We start from the raw sequence: 15498 nt of genomic DNA, 5'->3' as shown, positions 1-15498 counted from the left end.
CTTCGCCTCGCACGGCGAACGCATTCAGGTGCGGGTGGCGGTGAAGCTCAGCGTGAGCTGAAGCACCATCGGCTGCCGCATGTCGCGCGGCGGCGCTTCGGCCAGCGGCTGCGCGGTGAGCAGCGTGCGCAGATCGTGGTCGGCCTGTGCGTTGCCCAGCGAATCGAAGGCCACGCGCTCGACCTTTCCGTCGGCGGCCACCCACACGCGCACCACCACCGGCGCGGGTGGTGCCGTTGCCGCGGCGCGGCCGTCGTCGAGCATGCGCTCCTGCATCCATGCGTGCAGGCGCCGCACGGTTTCGCTGGCGGGGTCGCTCAGCGACGTCTGGAACTGGCTGCTCGCGAGATTCGCATAGCCGATCCAGTGCGGTGGCACCTGCTGCTGCCGCTGCGCCTGCGCCGGTGCCGCCAATGGCACGGCGGCGCCCGCGAGGCCCAGGCCGAGCCAGCCGAGCGCAAGGCGAAGGCGGCCCCAGCGGCGGTGTGCATGTGTCACGCAGCCTGCCTCTCGCCGATGCGCGCCGCCTCGGCCCCGAGCACGAGGCGATCGATGCGTTCGTCCGGCAGCGCGACCAGCAGGTCGACGTGCCGGCGGATGGCAAGCATCGTGTGGACGAAAGCCTCCGGATTCCTGGCCGCTTCTTCTGCGCGCGGATCGGGGTGCGACCAGTGCGACGTCGCGGGCCGGCCCGGCCACACCGGGCAGGTTTCGCCCGCGGCCTCGTCGCACAGCGTGACGATCAGGTCCATCTGGGGAGCGCCCGGCAGGCCGAACTCGCTCCAGCTCTTGCTGCGCAGGCCGTCGGTGGGAAAGCCCGCGCCCGCGAGGGCTTCGAGCGTGCGCGGATCGGGCTTTCCGTCGGGTGTCGGCGTGCTGCCCGCGGAGTAGGCGTGGAAGCGTCCGCCGCCCAGTTGGTTGAGCAGCACTTCGGCGATCAGGCTGCGCGCGGCGTTGCTGTTGCAGATGAACAGAACGTGGGTCACATGGCTGGAAGTCATGGGGAGTCTTCGGGGTTGTTGGGTCGCGTGATTTGATTCCGCGGCGGATTACGTGCGTGTGACGAGGTGTGACGCCGCCCCGGCTCAGGAGCCATCAGGCTCGGGCTCATGCGATGGCTCCACGCGCGCCAGCGCACGGCGCGCTTCATTGAGTTCCGCCATCGAGATGTGCAGCTCGGCCATGGTCCGCGCCAGCAGCGTCAGCAGGGCCGCGCGCTGGCGCTGGCGCACGGTTTCGGCGCGGCGCGCGCGTTGGGCCTGGCGCGCCGTCGTGCGGATGGCGCGGCTCGTCGGTGGGTCGTGGAGATCGGCCGGCGGAATCCGCGGGGTGCTCGTGTTTGCTGGCATCGCGCTTCGCTGCGTGCCGGGCATGTTCAGGCGGCCACGGAATCGCTGTTCGGCGCGGCGCCGGCGGCATTCGCGGCATCGCCGCGCGTCGCCCCGGCCGGGCCGTAGTTGCGCAGGTGCAGGAAGAACTCACCCATCATCTGCATCCACAGCCGCACCGCGAACGCAAGGTACGCCGGGCTCACGCCGCCGGCGACCACCACGTCCATCTCGAGCACAACGAAGTCGCCGTGCTGCGCCACGCGCGCAAAACGCTTGGTGCGGTGCCATGCGGCGAGCACGGCCTCGGGCAGCGTGCCGCCCTGCACGTGCAGCGGGCAGCTCAGGGTGAAGTCGGTGTACTGGGTGGTGGTGACCGGGTTGCCCCACAGCACCTGGAAGCCGATGCCGTGGCTGGCGCTGTGCAGGCGCACCACGCCGTCCTGCTCGATGGTGGTGACGGCGCCGCCTGCGGCCTTGATGGCGTCCGACACCTGCTCGGGCGTGACGGCGTCCAGCAGGTCGGTGGCGGTGGCTTCGTTGTTCGTCGGTGTGTTGCTCATGGATGGCCCCTGTGGATGGATGTTGTGTTCAATTGGTTTTCTTGACCGCCGCGTCGAGCGCGGCGGCGTCGATGCTCAGCTTCGTGGCCGGTGCGGCCTTCGCGAGGTAGGCCTGCACGAGCTGCTGCTGCCGCTGCTGGCGCAACGCGGCCTGCAGCCTTGGCTTCATCTCTTCGAGGGTGGCGGTGCGCGCGGGCTGCACGTCGAGCACCTTCACGACGTGGAAGCCGGCCTCGGCCTGCACGGGGTCGCTGACCTGCCCGGGCTTGAGCCGGGCGACGGTGTCGCGCAGCTCGGGCAGCATGCGCGCGAGCGGCAGCGTGTCGACCTCGCCGCCGCGCTCGGCGCTGCGCTTGTCCTGAGAACTGGCGCGCGCGATGGCCGCGAAGTCGCCAGTGCGGGCCTGCCGGGCGAGCCGGCCTGCCTCTTCGCGCACCTTGGCGATGGCCGCCGCATCGCGGTCGGGGGTCGACAGGAAGATCTGCGCGACACGGTAGGTGGCCGGCAGGTTGAAATTGGCCTTTCCCTGCTCATAGGCCGCCTTGATGTCCGCGTCGGACGGGAAGTCGGCGGGCACCTGGCTCACCGATTCGAGATAACTGGTGCTCACGACGCGCGCGGTGATCTCCCGCGTGGCAGCGTCGATCCTCGCCTTGACCTCGGGCCGGTCGGCCCAGCCCTTTGCACGGGCATCGCGCAGCACTGCTTCGCTCAGCAGGCGCTGGCGCAGCCAGCCGTCGAGCGTCGTGCGGTCGGTCTTGACGGCGGCGCGTTCGTTGTCGGGCAGGGCTTGCAGCAGCTTCTCCACCTCGTCCTGCCCCACGGTGATTTCGCCGAGGCGGGCCACCACGGCACCGCCTGAAGCGGATGCGGATGGAGGCGTCTGCGCGCCGGCCATGCCGATCGACGAAGCCAGCAGCACGAGCGCGGCGGACGATGACTTGAGATGCTTCATTGCTTGTCTCCCGATGCGGGTGCGGACGCAGCAGCGGCTGCGGCAGGCGCCGGCGCACCCACGGCGCGCACGTCGAACTTGCTCTCGTACAGCTTGTCGCCGTACTGCTGCGCGATCTGCTCGAACTTGACGCGGCTCTGCGCCGCGAAGGGTTGGCGCGACGCGAGCACGGTGCCCACGTCCACCGTCTCGTAGGCCCGCAGGATCTCCTGCCCCACTGCGTAGAGCTGCGTGTTCTTGGCCTCGCACTGCGTGATCGCCGTGCGGTGCGTCGCGGCTTCGATAGCCAAGCGCTGCCGCTCGGCCTCGGAGGCGCGCGTCATCTTCAGCAGTTCGTCGTAGGCGCCGCGGTACTGCGCGATCTGCGCGGTGGCCTTGTCGCTTGTCGCCTGCGCCTGCTGGCGCAGTTGCTGGCTGCCTGCGCTTGCCGCTTCACGCGCCTGCCGTTCGGCCGCGAGCTGCGCCTGGCTTTGCGCCAGCTCCTTCTTCAGCGCATCGAGTTCTGACTTGTTCGCCGGCGCAGCGCCGGCAGCAGGCGCCGCCGCAGGCTGCCCCGCCTTCAGCGCGGCCAGTTCGTTCTGCGCCTGCTGCAGCTGCGACGTAGTGATGCGCAGCTGCGCGCGAAGCCGCTCCTCCATGCTCTGGCCGCCCGGTGGCTGCTGCTGGGCGTGGCTCGCTGCGGCCAGCATGGCCAGCAGCAGCGCCGGGAAGATGTTTCTGGACACGGCAGGCTCCTTCTTCTTGTTGTTGTTGTGATCAGAAACGCGCATTGAATTCGAGCTGCAGCGTGTCGATCGACAGCGGCGGCCCGTAGACCTCCTTGGTCGAGATCCAGCGGCCGGTGAACCACATGTTCTTGTCGATCGCGTACGAGCCGCCCAGGAAGTAGCCGCGCGCATTGGTGCCGCCGCCATGAAAGGTCGAGTCGTTGTAGCCGTCGGGCATGGAGTCGGGCTCGATGCGCTTGTAGCCGGCCAGCACGTTCCAGTCGCCGCGGTTGGCCGGCGCCGGCTTGCCGTAGGTGGCCTGCAGCATGTAGGCATTGCCGCCGCTCTTGAAGTCGGCCTGGGTGGTGCCGCCGGTGGCGCCGAAGTTGTTGACGATGGCGCCGCGAATGCCCGCGCGGTTCCAGATGTCCCTGGAGTCGTAGGCGGTGTTCTTCACGAAGTTGGCGTCCAGGCGCAGGTTGTTGCCCGCCACCGCCGTGTCCCAGCGCAGGTTCAGGTCGATCAGGCGGAACTTCGAGGCCAGGCCCACGTACTGCGGCTGCGGCGTGCCGGCCGGGTTGAGCGGATCGAGCGTGATGTCGCGCAGCAGCATGAGCGTGTTGCCCTTCTGCATGAAGGCCGGGCGCGACCAGTCGGTGCTGCAGCCGTCGGCGCCCGCATACAGCGCGCAGGGCTGCGAGACCTGGCCGCTGATGTTGCGGAAGTTGTAGTACGCGAGCGCGCCGCGCACGCGGTTGTCCTCGTCGATCTTCCAGTCGGCGCCGAACTGCGCGCCCAGCAGCCACTTGTTCTCGCTCTTCATCTTGTCCTGACTGCGGCTGGGCGAGTTGTCCGAGCTGTACTCCAGCGGAATCAGCCCCAGCGTGCCGAACAGCGAGAGGTCCTTGTTCGAGGCCAGTTTCTTCTCGAACTGCGCGGCAATGCCGTCGAAGTTCAGGTCGCTGGAATACAGCAGGTCGGTCGACATGAACGGGTTGCCGAAGCGGCCCGCGGTCACGGTGAGCCAGTCGACCGGCTTGTGCGAGATCCACATCTGGTCGAGCCACACGCTCTTCTTGCTCAGGCCGCCGCCCAGCGTCTGGGTGGTCGAGACCGGGCTCTCGTCGCTGCCCGAGGCCAGGCGCACGCCGGCCTTGGTGTTCTCGGTGAGGTCGGCATAGATGCCGAGCCGCGCGCGGGCGCGGAACAGGTTGCGGCGGTCCTGGCGGGTGTTCAGGATCGACGGCAGCGCGAGGTTGGTGTTCGGGTTGACGTCGTAGCCCGTGCTCTTGTTGAGCTCGGCCCAGTTGATCTCGATGTTGCTGTTGTTGCCCGCGTAGCTGCGCGACTCGTTGCGCACGCGCACGTCGCCTTCCACGCGGATGCGCTTGCTCCACTCGGGCGTTTCGTTGGGCGCGGCCCAGCCTTCGTCCTTGGCCTGCGCCATGACCTGGGCCTTGACCTCGTCGCGGATCTGGTCGCGCACGGTCTGCGAGATGTAGGGCACGCGCACGTCGCCCGGCTCCAACCGCACGCCGCCGGCCACGTTGGCCGACGCGGCGGTGGCCGCGGCCGTCATGCGCTGCTGCGCCTGCTGCGCGGCGACGGCCTCGGTCTGGGCCTGGGCCAGCAGGGCCTCGCCCACGTCCTTGGCGAGCGTGCCGCTCTGGATCAGGCCGCGGATCAGCTTGACCATGGCGGTCTCGGTGGGTGCGGCCGCAGGCTGCGCGGCGGCATGGCCGGCCGACAGGACGAACACGGAGGCCACGGCCGCCGCGAGCGCGCACTTGCGCAGGATCGGGATGTGTTGAAGGTGGTTCATCGCTTTGTTCGCAACTTGGTTCGCAGGATTGAATGGGACGGCCGGTGTGGCGGCCTCGGCTCGAAGGCGCTGCATGCTCATGGCCGGCGCCCCCGCATGGACACGCGCATCGGAAAGCGCAGCGAGGCCGGAGGCTTCTCGTCGACGCGGTCCAGGCCGCGCAGCAGCGCGAGCACCGCTTCGTCGATGTCCGGGGTGCCGGTGCCGCGCACCAGCTGCGCTCGCGTGGTCTTGCCGTCGGCGCCGAGCCACAGGTCGATCTGGATGTCGTCGAACACCAGCTGGCGGGTGCGCGGGTCGCGCGACAGCGCCTGCTGCAGCAAGCTCGACACGTAGCGCGCATACGAGCCGCTGCCGAGGCCGCCCCCGGCTCCCGTGCCGCTCATGCCGCCGCCGCTGCCGGCCTGGATGCCGAAGGCGTCGTTGCCGGCCTGGCCGGCGCTGTCCATGGTCACGGGGTCGCCCAGGTCCTTCGAGGGGCTGGGCGGGGTGTCGTCCTTCGGCGGCTCCAGGGGCTCGACCGGCTTGGGCTCGGGCTCGGTCACCGGCTTGATCTTTTCCGGCTCGGGCTCGGGCAGCTTCTCGGGCTCGGGCGGTGGCGGAGGCGGCGGTGGGGGCGGCAGCATCAGCATCGGTGCGTCGGCCACCACGCGCTTCGTGCTCGCGGTGTCGCTCAGCAGATGCCACACCAGCGCCACCAGCGCGACGGCAAGCGCCAGGCCGATGACCCACCCGCCCCAGCGGCGCCACAGCCCAGCCTGCCCGCCCGCGCGACGCGCGCTGGCAGCAGAAGTCGGGTTGCGAGGGTTCACGCTGCGTTCCTCACTTCTGCTTGCCAGTCACGAGGCCGATCTGGTTCAGCTCGATGCGGCGCAGCAGGTCGAGCACGTCGACCACCTTCGCGTATTGCACGCTGGCATCGCCGCGCACGATCACGGGAAAGTCGGGCGACAGGGCCTTCTCGGTGCGCAGGCGCTCCTCTAGCTCGGGCAGCGTGACCGGATAGGCGTCGAGGAACACGTTGCCCGCGTTGTCGATGGTGATGGCCTTGGTCTTGGGCTTTTCCAGCGCCACCGAGGCGCTGGCCTTGGGCAGGTCGACCTTGATGCCGGGAATGCTGGCGTTGCTGGTGAGGATGAAGATCACCAGCACCACCAGCAGCACGTCGACGAAGGGCGTGATGTTGATGCCGCCCGCGCGCTTGCGGGTGCCGAACTTGGCTGCGGTGTTTGCCATGGCGTGCTACCGGCCTCAGGCGCGCTTGGCAACGGCTTGCGGCATGGAGCGGCCTTCGCCCTGCTCTTCCGCCAGGCGCGTGACGAACTCGTCTACGAACACGGCCATGTCGGCGCCGATGGCATCGGAGCGCGACGCGAGCCAGTTGTAGCCAAACAGCGCGGGAATCGCGACGCCCAGGCCCGCGGCGGTACACAGCAGCGCGGCGGCCATGCCGGGCGCGACCGAGTTGATGTCCACCGCGCCGGCCATTGCCGCCACCACGAACACCAGCATGATGCCGATCACGGTGCCGAACAGGCCGACGTAGGGCGCGCCCTCGATGGTGGTCGAGAGCCAGTTCATGCGCTTGGACATGCGCTCGGTCTCGCGCACCATCACGCCGTCCATGGCGGCACGGATGGCACCAATGGTGGCGCTCGACACAGCGCTCAGGTCGTAGCCGCGGTCATGGCGGCGGCGCATCTCGTCGATGGCCACTTCGTACAGGCGCCACAGCGACGAATCGGCACGCACATCCTCGGGCACGGTGTTGCTCACGGCCAGGCGGTCGAGCGGTGCGCCGGCGGCTTCGCGAAAGTGCTCGATGAAGGCGGCGTTGGCGCGCGAGGTGGCGCCGTAGCTGCGGCCCTTGCCGATCATGATGGCCCACGACAGCACCATCATCAGGCCCAGCAGGCCGACGACGACCCATGCGTCCAGCGGCATGGCGGCAAGGATGAAGCCGAAGTGGCTCTTGCCGGCCTGCTGCTCGTCGGCGCCGAAGGCGGTGAGGCGCGACTCGGCGCCTTGCGAGATGGCGTCGGCCAGCAGCAGCGCGTCGGCGCGAGCGACCTTCGACAGGCGCACTTCGTCGATGGCGCCGGTGAACGCCGCGAGGGCGGCGGCGGGTTGAGCGCCCTGCGGGGCTGATGCAGTGGGCGCGGTGGCCGGCACATCGGCGCCGAGCGCGGCGGCCGTGTTCAGCGCCGGCAGCTTCGCCGCCAGCGATACGGTGGGACGGCCACCGACGTAGAGCGCCACTTTCTCGCCTTCGGCCTTCACCGCGATGTGCGACCACTGGCCGGCCTGGATCGGCTGGCCCGGCGCGCTGCGCTGGCCGTTGACCTGCACGAAGGGCACACCCTGGTCGATACCGACCACGAGCTCGCCGGCACCGTCGCGGCGCGTGTAGATCGCCTGGCGCGCGCCGAGCTGGTCGGGCCTGACCCATGCGGAGAAGGTGAGCGTGCCGCCGGCCTGCACGGCGAGCGACGGCGTGGCCGGCAGCATCAGTGCGCCACTGCCCAGCTGCGCACCCCTGCCGATGACGGTGCCTTCGACGGGCACGGTGGTGGTCTGGCCGTTGTTGCCATAAGCCGTGGTGTCGCGCGGCGGCACTGCGCCTTCTGCGAAGTGATAGACCAGCGTGTAGTCGGGGTCGAAGCTGCGCTGGCCGTTGCCCGAGGCGGGCGCCTTCGGGTTGCCGTAGTACATCCACAGCTTCTGCGGCGTGCCGGCCGAGACGTTGGGCACGTCGACCCAGATCAGCGCCATGCCCAGCAGCGGATCGAACTGCTCGATCTGGTGGTTCAGCACCGTCTTGTCGTCCGCTGCGACAAAGCGCAGGTCGGCGCCGGTTTCACTCACGCCTTCGAACTTGAAGTTGCCTGTGTGCAGGCGCACCAGTACCGGCACGCGGCCGGCATCGCTGCCGATGGCGCCGGCCTGCGGACCGCCGTCGATGGTGATGGGTTTGCGATAGGACCACTCGGCTTGCCACCAGGCATGGGCCAGGCCCGGCAGGAGTGTGCTCAGCAGCGTGAGCACGATGAAAAGAAGGCGTCGCATGACAGGGTTCTCCGGAAAGCTCGTAGCGAAAAAATGAAAGGAAAACGGGTGGCCGCGCCGCTCAGTAGTTCGCGGTGAGGCTGAAATTCACTCGCGGGTCGTGCTTCTTCGTGCGCGGGCCGTCCGTGAGCGGGTAGCCGATGTCGACGCGGCCCGCGAGGTATTGACCAAGCTTGAAGGTGGTCCCCACGCCGACCGAGTACAGCGAGAAGCGGTCTTCCTGTTCGGGCAGCGGGCTCTTCAGGCGCAGCCGCGCTGCATCGGCAAAGGCGTACACACGCCAGTTCTCGACCACGCTGCCCAGATAGGTCAGCGGCTGGCTGCGCAGCTCGACCGAGCCCACCACGCCGTAGTCGCCGGTGGCTTCGGCAGAGAGATAGCCGCGCACCGAGTTCATGCCGCCGCCGGCGATCTGCTCGCTCGACACCAACGGCGAATCGGTTATCTGCCCGTTGAAACGGAAGGCGAGCTGCGAGCCGCCGTCGAAGGTGTGCATGCCGTTGAGGTCGGCCTTCAGCACCATGAAGCTGGGCGACGCCTTGTAGCGCTTGTAGTCGAAGGCCTGCCAGTCGCTGCCGTACTTGAACGAGCTGCTGGTGCCCACCACCAGCGAGACGCCCACGCCGTACTGGCTCTTCTCCGACTGGCGCAAGCCCGAGTACGACAGCGTGATCGGCGCGTACTTGAGCGGCACGGTGTCGCCGCTGCCCTTCAGCGTGAGCGCTTCCTTGTTGTTCTTGAAGTCGATGCCGACGCTGAACGCGTGCCACCAGTTGCCGGCATTCGGCACGGTATAGGTCGCCTTCAGGCCGAACGAGTGGCCCTTGCCGAGCACGTCGGTGCCGCCCACGGTGGCCACGTTGCTGTCTGACGAGAGCGCATTGGCTTCCAGGCTCCAGTTGGTGCCCGGAAGCGGCGCGGCGTACGAGGCCGAGATCACCTTCGTCTGGCTCAGGTCCTGCGGCGCGCCGAAGAAGCTGATGGAGGCACTGTGGCCCAGCTGCCAGAGGTTGTCGTGGCCGATCGATGCGGTGGCGCGCAGCTTGCGCGTGTCGGCGCTGTAGTCGTTGTTGAGGCCGACGCTGGCGCGCCACGGGCTCGAGTCTTCGACCTTGAGATCGACGTCCATGGTGCCCGGCATGCTGCCCTGGCGCACCAGCGGCATCACCTGCCGCTTGGGGCCACGGTTGAGCGCAGTGAGTTCTGCCTGCGCCTTGTTGAAGTTGGGCACGCTGCCCTCCTTCAACGCCGGCACCTGGTCGCGCACATCGAGCGGCGAGTTGTACTCGGCGCCCACCACGCGCACGCGGCCCACGCGGGTCTCGTTGACCTGCAGGAACACCACGCCCTGCGTCACCTGCTGCTCTGGCAGGTCGACATACACCGACTGGTAGCCCGCCGCCTGGTAGGCCGCGAGCAGTGCGTCGCGCGCGCCCTCCACGTCTTTCAGCGTGCGCTCGGGGCCGAGGAAGGGCGTGACCGCCTTCTCGATGGCACGCGCGTCGAGCACGGTGTTGCCGCGCACGATGTATTCGGCGATGTCGACCTTGCGCGCGGGCTCGGCGGCGGTGGTCGCGGGTGCGGCGGACGGCGCGGACGAAGGTGTCTGGGCGAAGGCGGCTCCCTGCGCGCCCATCGCCATCACTGCCAGCCACACGACGCGACGACAGCGTCCCGGCGGGCCTTTCCCGTTCTTCTTGATTGCATGCATTTGAAGCTCTGATCCCAAGGAATGAAGCGCGCCTGGCAGCGGCTCATCGGGGAGAGCTTTCGTGTCGCTGCGGCGTACCCTACCTAGACGCACTGCATGCGCGGCGACTGTCGTTTGTCACGAAAACTTCATCAACAAAATGTCACCCGGGCCTCTCCGGCCGGTTTTCCATACTTAAGAAGAAGGGCCTCTGCGCGGGGGCGTTTTCTTTGCGCGCGAGGGCTGTTCCCCGGCGTCTTTTCATTGACTTGCCTGGCGCATAGACTGCGCGGCCGCTGGTGGCGCAATGGAGGTGCAGCGATGCGCGTGATTTGTCTGTACGGCGTCGTCGCCACAGCCCTGGCGTTCGGATGCTACGTGAACGCATCGGCGCAAGCGAAGGCTGCGGCCGATCAACCCTGCGTTGAAGTGACCGTCAACGGAGAGCGGACGCCCTCATACGATTGCCTGACGGAGAAGCTGCGCCCCGCAGCCTCGGCGCGCGCGCCGGACGCGGCGCAGCCCGGCATGGCCTCGGAAGCGATGGTGCAGAAGCCATCGAATCAGCTTGGGCTGTTCAACCGGGCGGCAACCGGCCATCGCATGGGCAACACCTTTGGAACCTCGGTGTACCCGCAGCGGCCGCCAACAGTGGCGCCGTCGTCGCCACTGATTCCGCGCCCCTAGCAGAGGCAGGCCGCTCAGGCTGCAAAGCCGCCGTCGATGTTCAGGCTGGCGCCGGTCACGAACGCGGCCTCCGGGCTGGCCAGGTAGCCGACCATGCCGGCGATTTCTTCCGGACGCGCATGGCGAGCCAGCGCCATCAGCCCATGCATGGCAGCGGCGTTGGGACCGTCGACCGGATTCATGTCGGTGTTGACCGGGCCGGGCTGCACGTTGTTGACCGTGATGCCGCGCGGGCCGAGGTCGCGCGACAGGCCCTGCACCATGCCGACCAGCGCCGACTTGCTCATCGCATAGGCGCTGCCGCCCGGCCAGGGCATGCGCTCGGCGTTGGTGCTGCCGATGTTGATGATGCGGCCGCCTTCGCCCATGTGGCGCGAGGCCGCCTTGGCAGCGACGAACACGGCGCGCACGTTGACGTTCAGCGTCTTGTCGAAATCTTCGAGCGAGAAGTCGTCGAGGGTGCCGCCCAGGAACACGCCGGCGTTGTTCACGAGGATGTCGATCTTGCCGAAGGCGCGGGCCGCTTCGTCGATGCCGGCGGTGAGCGCGGCAGCGTCGGCGCTGTCGATCTTCAGCGCGAGGGCGCGGCCGCCTTCGGACTGGATGCTGCGCACCAGCTCGTCGGCCGGGGCGCTGGAGCTGGCGTAGCTGAAGGCCACGGCGGCGCCGTCGCGCACCAGGCGCCGCACGATGGCGGCGCCGATGCCGCGCGAACCGCCGGTGACGAAGGCGACCTTGCCGGCCAGGACGGGGGAAGAAGAAGCATTGCTGGAAGTCATGATTTTTCCGATCAGTTGAAGGGGGACGGGAGAAAGAAGACCTTCAGTGTCGGCATTTCATTCCCTCGGCGGTAGCCATCAATTGGCGCAAGCAAATTCAACCCAGAGTTGAAGATGAGAATGAAAATGCGGCCATGGAACCGCTCAATCACCTCGAATCCTTTGTGCAGAGCGCCGAAGGCGGCAGCTTCTCGGCCGCCGCCCGGCGCCTGGGGCTGACGCCGGCCGCAGTCAGCAAGAACGTGGCGCGGCTCGAGGCGCGGCTGGGCGTGCGGCTGTTCCAGCGCAGCACGCGCAGCCTCACGCTGACCGAGGGCGGCGAGCGATTCCTGGCGCAGATCGGCCCCGCGCTGGCCACGCTGCAGGAGGCCGTGGCCGGCATCGACACCGACGACGGCCAGCCCGCCGGCACGCTGAAGGTGAGCATGGGCCAGGCCTTCGGGCGCGAGCACGTGCTGCCGCTGATGGGCGACTTTCTCGCGCGCTACCCGGCCATCCTGCCGGACTGGCATTTCGACAACCAGCAGGTCGACCTGGTCGGCGAGGGTTTCGACGCGGCCATCGGCGGCGGCATCGAGCTGTCGGCCGGACTGGTGGCGCGGGAGCTGGCGCGCATCCACGTGGTGGCGGTGGCGTCGCCGCGCTACATGGAGGGGCGCAAGCGGCCCAGGCATCCCTCGGACCTGGCGGCGCTCGACACCCTGCTGCGCCGCTCCTCGCCCACGGGGCGGCTGCGCAGTTGGACGCTGCGGCATGCGCGCGGGGAGGAGGCCACGGTCGACCTGCCCCGGCCGCGCGCGATCTTCAACGACCCCGAAGCCATCGCGCATGCGGCGCTGATGGGGCTGGGCGTGGCGATGCTGCCGATGCCCTTCGTGGAGCGCGGGCTGCGCAGCGGCGAGCTGCTGCGGCTGCTGCCCGAATGGCATCAGGACGCGGGCGCAGTGTGGCTCTACTACCCGAGCAAGAAGCTGCTGCCGCCGAAGACGCGCGTGTTCATCGACTTCGTGCTGGAGCGTTTTCGCAACGAGCGGTTTGCGCAGCGCATGCAGGTGGCCTGAGCCGACTGTGCGGCGACCCACCGGCTCACGGGGTTTTCACCCGCGACGCCCGTGGCGTGCACCTGTACAAACGCGCGCATGACTTCTTCTTTCTCTCTCTTCAAGCCCAGTCGCCGCACCGCGCTGGCCGCATCCGTAGCCACCGCCCTGACCCTGATGGCCACCCCTTCGTGGGCCCAAGGCACCTGGCCGACCAAGCCGGTGCGCATCGTCGTGCCCTTTGCGGCCGGCGGTACCACCGACATCCTGGCGCGCGCCGTCGCGCCCGAACTGTCGAAGGCCTTCGGCCAGCAGTTCATCGTGGACAACCGCGCGGGCGCGGGCGGCAACGTGGGCGCCGAGATCGTGGCGCGCGCGCCGAACGACGGCTACACGCTGCTGATGGGCACGGTCGGCACGCACGGCATCAACCGCGCGCTGTACCCCAAGCTGCCCTTCGACCCGATCAAGGACTTCGCGCCCATCACGCTGGTGGCCGCCGTGCCGAATGTGATGGAGATGAACGCCGACAAGGCGAAGACGCTGAACATCCGCAACGTGCAGGACTTCATCAAGTACGCCAAGGCCAACCCGGGCAAGCTGAACATGGCGTCGAGCGGCAGCGGCACGTCGATCCACCTTGCGGGCGAGCTGTTCAAGAGCATGACGGGCACCTTCATGGCGCACATTCCGTACAAGGGCTCGGGCCCGGCGCTGCTGGACATGGTGGGCGGCAACGCCGACGTGATGTTCGACAACCTGCCCTCGTCGATGGCGCAGATCAAGGCCGGCAAGCTCACTGCCCTGGCCGTGACGAGCGCGCAGCGCTCACCCGCCCTGCCGGACATTCCGACGGTGGAAGAAGTGGGGGGCCCGTCGCTCAAGGGCTACGAGGCAAGCTCGTGGTTCGGGCTGCTGGCGCCGGCCGGCACCTCGCCCGAGATCGTGAACCGGATTCAGCAGGAAGTGGCCAAGTCGCTGAGCACGCCGGCCATCAAGGAAAAGATGCTCGCGCAGGGCGCGATTCCGAGCGGGAATTCACCCGCCGACTTCACGAAGCTCATTGCGAGCGAGCACGTGAAGTGGGCGAAGGTGGTGAAGGACTCCGGCGCGAAAGTGGACTGACCGACCGATCAGGTCTTCCAGGTCACGTCCTTCTTTTCGGCCAGCGAATCCTTGAGCATGTGGAGCAGGGGGATTGCACGCTGATGTAGCCCGACATGCTGCTTCTCGGCCTCGTTGGCGTGGCCTTCGACGGCGTAGTCGTCGTTGTTGTGGGCGTTGGAGCCCTCGCGCGCCAGCGCGGCTTCGATGGCCGCGATGGCGCCGGGGATCTGCTCGACCGTGATGATGCCTTGCGGGGCCGCCGACTTGCCGACGATGTCCAGCAACTGGCGGGCATGCACTTCGAGCATCACGAAGTCGGGGGAAGCTCGGGACTGGAATCGATAGAGCATGGTGTTTTCACTCACTTGTAGATGTAGTCACGGGCAAAAGGGTACACCGATTGCGCGCCGCGCAAAACGCCGTGTTCGACCTTGCCGTCAGGCCTGGTGGACAGCATCTGGTGCAGCGAGATCCAGCCCTGCTCGAAGCTCATGGCCGAGCCCGCGAGGTACAGGCGGTAGGCCCGCAGCACGCGCTCGGCGTTCTCGGCCTGGCGGCCGCCGTTGCGCTGCAGCACCTCGCGCGCGGTGTCGAGCTGCGCCTCGAGTGCATCCGACCAGGCCCAGAGCGTGCGCGCATAGTGCGGGCGCAGGCTCTCGGTGTCGACCATCTCCAGGCCGGCCGCGGCCGTCTCGCGCAGCACGTGCGTCACGTGCAGCAGCTCGCCGCCGGGGAAGATGTATTTCTCGATGAAGTCACCCATGCCGGCGCCCAGCTGGCGATAGTTGAGCTCGCCCGAGGTGATGCCGTGATTCATGACCAGGCCGCCCGGCTTCAGCAGCGAATGGATCTTGCGGAAGTAGGTCGGCATGTTGGCCGCGCCCACGTGCTCGAACATGCCCACTGACGAGATCTTGTCGAAGGGCTGGTCGACCGACAGCTCGCGGTAGTCGCGCAGTTCGACGCGCACGCGGCCCTGCAGGCCCTTTTCCTCGATGAGCCGCTGCACGTAGGCATGCTGGTTCTTCGACAGCGTGATGCCGGTGGCGTCCACGCCATAGTGCTCGGCCGCCCACAGCAGCAGCGCGCCCCAGCCTGAGCCGATGTCGAGGTAGCGCTCGCCCGGCTGCAGCATGAGCTTGCGGCAGATGTGGTCGAGCTTGGCTTCCTGCGCCTGGGCCAGCGTGAGGTCGGGCGTGCGGAAGTAGGCGCATGAATACACGCGGCGCGGGTCCAGCCACAGCGCGTAGAAGTCGTCGGAGACGTCGTAGTGGAACTCGATCTGGGCCGCGTCCTTGCGCAGCGAGTGCGAGCCATGGGACTTTGCCCGGTGCTGCAGGCGGCTCCACCAACCAGTGTCGGTTTCGGCCGGGTTGCCGGGCAGCATGCCGACGGTGGCGTCGATCAGGTCGCGCATGGCGCCCTCGATCTGCACCTTGCCCTCGACATACGCTTCGCCGATGGCCCCCACCTGTCGGGCCGCCAGCTTGGCGAGCACCGTCCATTCCTTGAAGGCCAGGGTGACGCGGGCTCCCGCCTGGGCAACGCGCCTGCCATCTGGCAGCTCCAGCGCGATGGGGACAGGCAGCGAAGCCAGCTGCGACTCGATCTTGGGTATCAAGTTTTGCATGGGGCCCATGGTATTGATTTTTCCAAGTTTTTGCATGACTACCCGTGTCAGCGGGGGCCGCGAGCGGCACGCCGGGCGCCCGGTGCGAATCGGGATTGACATGAGATTGTTTATGTCTAAACTA

At 68.2% G+C, this 15498-nt stretch carries 17 protein-coding genes; 3 read left to right on the top strand and 14 right to left on the bottom strand.

The window, feature by feature from the left end; translation table 11 throughout:
- Positions 1–24: 24 nt before the first annotated feature.
- The 11 genes from NWF24_RS34175 to NWF24_RS34125 all read right to left on the bottom strand — a co-directional run bounded on the left by NWF24_RS34175 (position 25) and on the right by NWF24_RS34125 (position 10152).
- Positions 25–498: a YbaB/EbfC family DNA-binding protein gene (locus NWF24_RS34175; RefSeq protein WP_258352377.1), complete on the bottom strand. Its 474-nt coding sequence runs from the start codon at positions 496–498 to the stop codon at positions 25–27.
- Positions 495–1001 carry an arsenate reductase ArsC gene (locus NWF24_RS34170; protein ID WP_258352376.1) on the bottom strand — a complete coding sequence of 169 codons (507 nt, stop codon included), beginning with the start codon at positions 999–1001 and terminating at the stop codon, positions 495–497. Before NWF24_RS34170 ends, NWF24_RS34175 begins: the two co-directional genes overlap by 4 nt.
- Before the next feature lie 84 nt (positions 1002–1085).
- Positions 1086–1349 carry a hypothetical protein gene (locus tag NWF24_RS34165; RefSeq protein ID WP_258352375.1) on the bottom strand — a complete coding sequence of 88 codons (264 nt, stop codon included), beginning with the start codon at positions 1347–1349 and terminating at the stop codon, positions 1086–1088.
- A 26-nt stretch (positions 1350–1375) separates the two neighbouring features.
- Positions 1376–1891 (bottom strand): YbjN domain-containing protein, encoded by a 516-nt coding sequence (locus tag NWF24_RS34160; protein ID WP_258352374.1) that lies wholly within the window; start codon positions 1889–1891, stop codon positions 1376–1378.
- Positions 1892–1919: 28 nt separating this feature from the next.
- Positions 1920–2846 carry a peptidylprolyl isomerase gene (locus NWF24_RS34155; RefSeq protein WP_258352373.1) on the bottom strand — a complete coding sequence of 309 codons (927 nt, stop codon included), beginning with the start codon at positions 2844–2846 and terminating at the stop codon, positions 1920–1922.
- Positions 2843–3571, bottom strand: coding sequence for a hypothetical protein (locus NWF24_RS34150; protein ID WP_258352372.1), 729 nt, complete (start codon positions 3569–3571; stop codon positions 2843–2845). The genes NWF24_RS34155 and NWF24_RS34150 overlap by 4 nt, the downstream gene beginning before the upstream one ends.
- Before the next feature lie 31 nt (positions 3572–3602).
- Positions 3603–5375, bottom strand: a complete 1773-nt coding sequence (locus NWF24_RS34145) for a putative porin (protein WP_258352371.1) — start codon at positions 5373–5375, stop codon at positions 3603–3605.
- Between the two features lie 77 nt (positions 5376–5452).
- Positions 5453–6187: a hypothetical protein gene (locus NWF24_RS34140; protein ID WP_258352370.1), complete on the bottom strand. Its 735-nt coding sequence runs from the start codon at positions 6185–6187 to the stop codon at positions 5453–5455.
- A 10-nt stretch (positions 6188–6197) separates the two neighbouring features.
- The gene (locus NWF24_RS34135) at positions 6198–6611 is read right to left on the bottom strand and encodes an ExbD/TolR family protein (protein WP_258352369.1); all 414 of its coding nucleotides are present in this window, start codon (positions 6609–6611) and stop codon (positions 6198–6200) included.
- Between the two features lie 15 nt (positions 6612–6626).
- Positions 6627–8441 (bottom strand): DUF2341 domain-containing protein, encoded by a 1815-nt coding sequence (locus NWF24_RS34130; protein WP_258352368.1) that lies wholly within the window; start codon positions 8439–8441, stop codon positions 6627–6629.
- A 61-nt stretch (positions 8442–8502) separates the two neighbouring features.
- The gene (locus NWF24_RS34125; RefSeq protein WP_258352367.1) at positions 8503–10152 is read right to left on the bottom strand and encodes a ShlB/FhaC/HecB family hemolysin secretion/activation protein; all 1650 of its coding nucleotides are present in this window, start codon (positions 10150–10152) and stop codon (positions 8503–8505) included.
- A gap of 300 nt (positions 10153–10452) precedes the next feature.
- Here NWF24_RS34125 and NWF24_RS34120 point away from each other — a divergent pair, with 300 nt between their 5' ends.
- Positions 10453–10818, top strand: a complete 366-nt coding sequence (locus NWF24_RS34120; RefSeq protein WP_258352366.1) for a hypothetical protein — start codon at positions 10453–10455, stop codon at positions 10816–10818.
- A 14-nt stretch (positions 10819–10832) separates the two neighbouring features.
- On the opposite strand, the gene NWF24_RS34115 is transcribed toward NWF24_RS34120, so the two are convergent.
- Entirely contained in the window at positions 10833–11597 is a 765-nt protein-coding gene (locus NWF24_RS34115; protein WP_258352365.1) for an SDR family oxidoreductase, read from the bottom strand.
- A 134-nt stretch (positions 11598–11731) separates the two neighbouring features.
- On the opposite strand from NWF24_RS34115, the gene NWF24_RS34110 reads away from it, so the two are divergent.
- Positions 11732–12658 carry a LysR family transcriptional regulator gene (locus NWF24_RS34110; RefSeq protein ID WP_258352364.1) on the top strand — a complete coding sequence of 309 codons (927 nt, stop codon included), beginning with the start codon at positions 11732–11734 and terminating at the stop codon, positions 12656–12658.
- 78 nt (positions 12659–12736) lie between these two features.
- Entirely contained in the window at positions 12737–13762 is a 1026-nt protein-coding gene (locus NWF24_RS34105) for a Bug family tripartite tricarboxylate transporter substrate binding protein (RefSeq protein WP_258352363.1), read from the top strand.
- Positions 13763–13770: 8 nt separating this feature from the next.
- Here NWF24_RS34105 and NWF24_RS34100 read toward each other — a convergent pair whose 3' ends face one another.
- Both NWF24_RS34100 and NWF24_RS34095 read right to left on the bottom strand, forming a co-directional pair.
- Positions 13771–14094, bottom strand: coding sequence for a DUF1840 domain-containing protein (locus NWF24_RS34100; RefSeq protein WP_093059364.1), 324 nt, complete (start codon positions 14092–14094; stop codon positions 13771–13773).
- A gap of 11 nt (positions 14095–14105) precedes the next feature.
- Complete coding sequence (locus NWF24_RS34095; protein WP_258352362.1) at positions 14106–15374, bottom strand: SAM-dependent methyltransferase; 1269 nt, start codon at positions 15372–15374, stop codon at positions 14106–14108.
- Positions 15375–15498 lie beyond the last annotated feature (124 nt).

It is taken from the genome of Variovorax paradoxus, from assembly GCF_024734665.1.
In the GTDB taxonomy this organism is placed as follows: domain Bacteria; phylum Pseudomonadota; class Gammaproteobacteria; order Burkholderiales; family Burkholderiaceae_C; genus Variovorax.
The sequence above is the reverse complement of the archived record's forward strand: the minus strand, read 5'-3'. Positions and strand labels throughout refer to the sequence as shown.

Excerpts from the sequence above, each read along its gene's own strand:
- NWF24_RS34100 (WP_093059364.1), bottom strand. The coding sequence starts at position 14,094 with ATGCTCTATCGATTCCAGTCCCGAGCTTCCCCCGACTTCGTGATGCTC.
- NWF24_RS34095 (WP_258352362.1), bottom strand. The coding sequence starts at position 15,374 with ATGCAAAACTTGATACCCAAGATCGAGTCGCAGCTGGCTTCGCTGCCT.
- NWF24_RS34165 (WP_258352375.1), bottom strand. The coding sequence starts at position 1,349 with ATGCCAGCAAACACGAGCACCCCGCGGATTCCGCCGGCCGATCTCCAC.
- NWF24_RS34155 (WP_258352373.1), bottom strand. The coding sequence starts at position 2,846 with ATGAAGCATCTCAAGTCATCGTCCGCCGCGCTCGTGCTGCTGGCTTCG.
- NWF24_RS34120 (WP_258352366.1), top strand. The coding sequence starts at position 10,453 with ATGCGCGTGATTTGTCTGTACGGCGTCGTCGCCACAGCCCTGGCGTTC.
- NWF24_RS34170 (WP_258352376.1), bottom strand. The coding sequence starts at position 1,001 with ATGACTTCCAGCCATGTGACCCACGTTCTGTTCATCTGCAACAGCAAC.
- NWF24_RS34115 (WP_258352365.1), bottom strand. The coding sequence starts at position 11,597 with ATGACTTCCAGCAATGCTTCTTCTTCCCCCGTCCTGGCCGGCAAGGTC.
- NWF24_RS34125 (WP_258352367.1), bottom strand. The coding sequence starts at position 10,152 with ATGCATGCAATCAAGAAGAACGGGAAAGGCCCGCCGGGACGCTGTCGT.
- NWF24_RS34105 (WP_258352363.1), top strand. The coding sequence starts at position 12,737 with ATGACTTCTTCTTTCTCTCTCTTCAAGCCCAGTCGCCGCACCGCGCTG.
- NWF24_RS34145 (WP_258352371.1), bottom strand. The coding sequence starts at position 5,375 with ATGAACCACCTTCAACACATCCCGATCCTGCGCAAGTGCGCGCTCGCG.
- NWF24_RS34110 (WP_258352364.1), top strand. The coding sequence starts at position 11,732 with ATGGAACCGCTCAATCACCTCGAATCCTTTGTGCAGAGCGCCGAAGGC.
- NWF24_RS34160 (WP_258352374.1), bottom strand. The coding sequence starts at position 1,891 with ATGAGCAACACACCGACGAACAACGAAGCCACCGCCACCGACCTGCTG.
- NWF24_RS34135 (WP_258352369.1), bottom strand. The coding sequence starts at position 6,611 with ATGGCAAACACCGCAGCCAAGTTCGGCACCCGCAAGCGCGCGGGCGGC.
- NWF24_RS34130 (WP_258352368.1), bottom strand. The coding sequence starts at position 8,441 with ATGCGACGCCTTCTTTTCATCGTGCTCACGCTGCTGAGCACACTCCTG.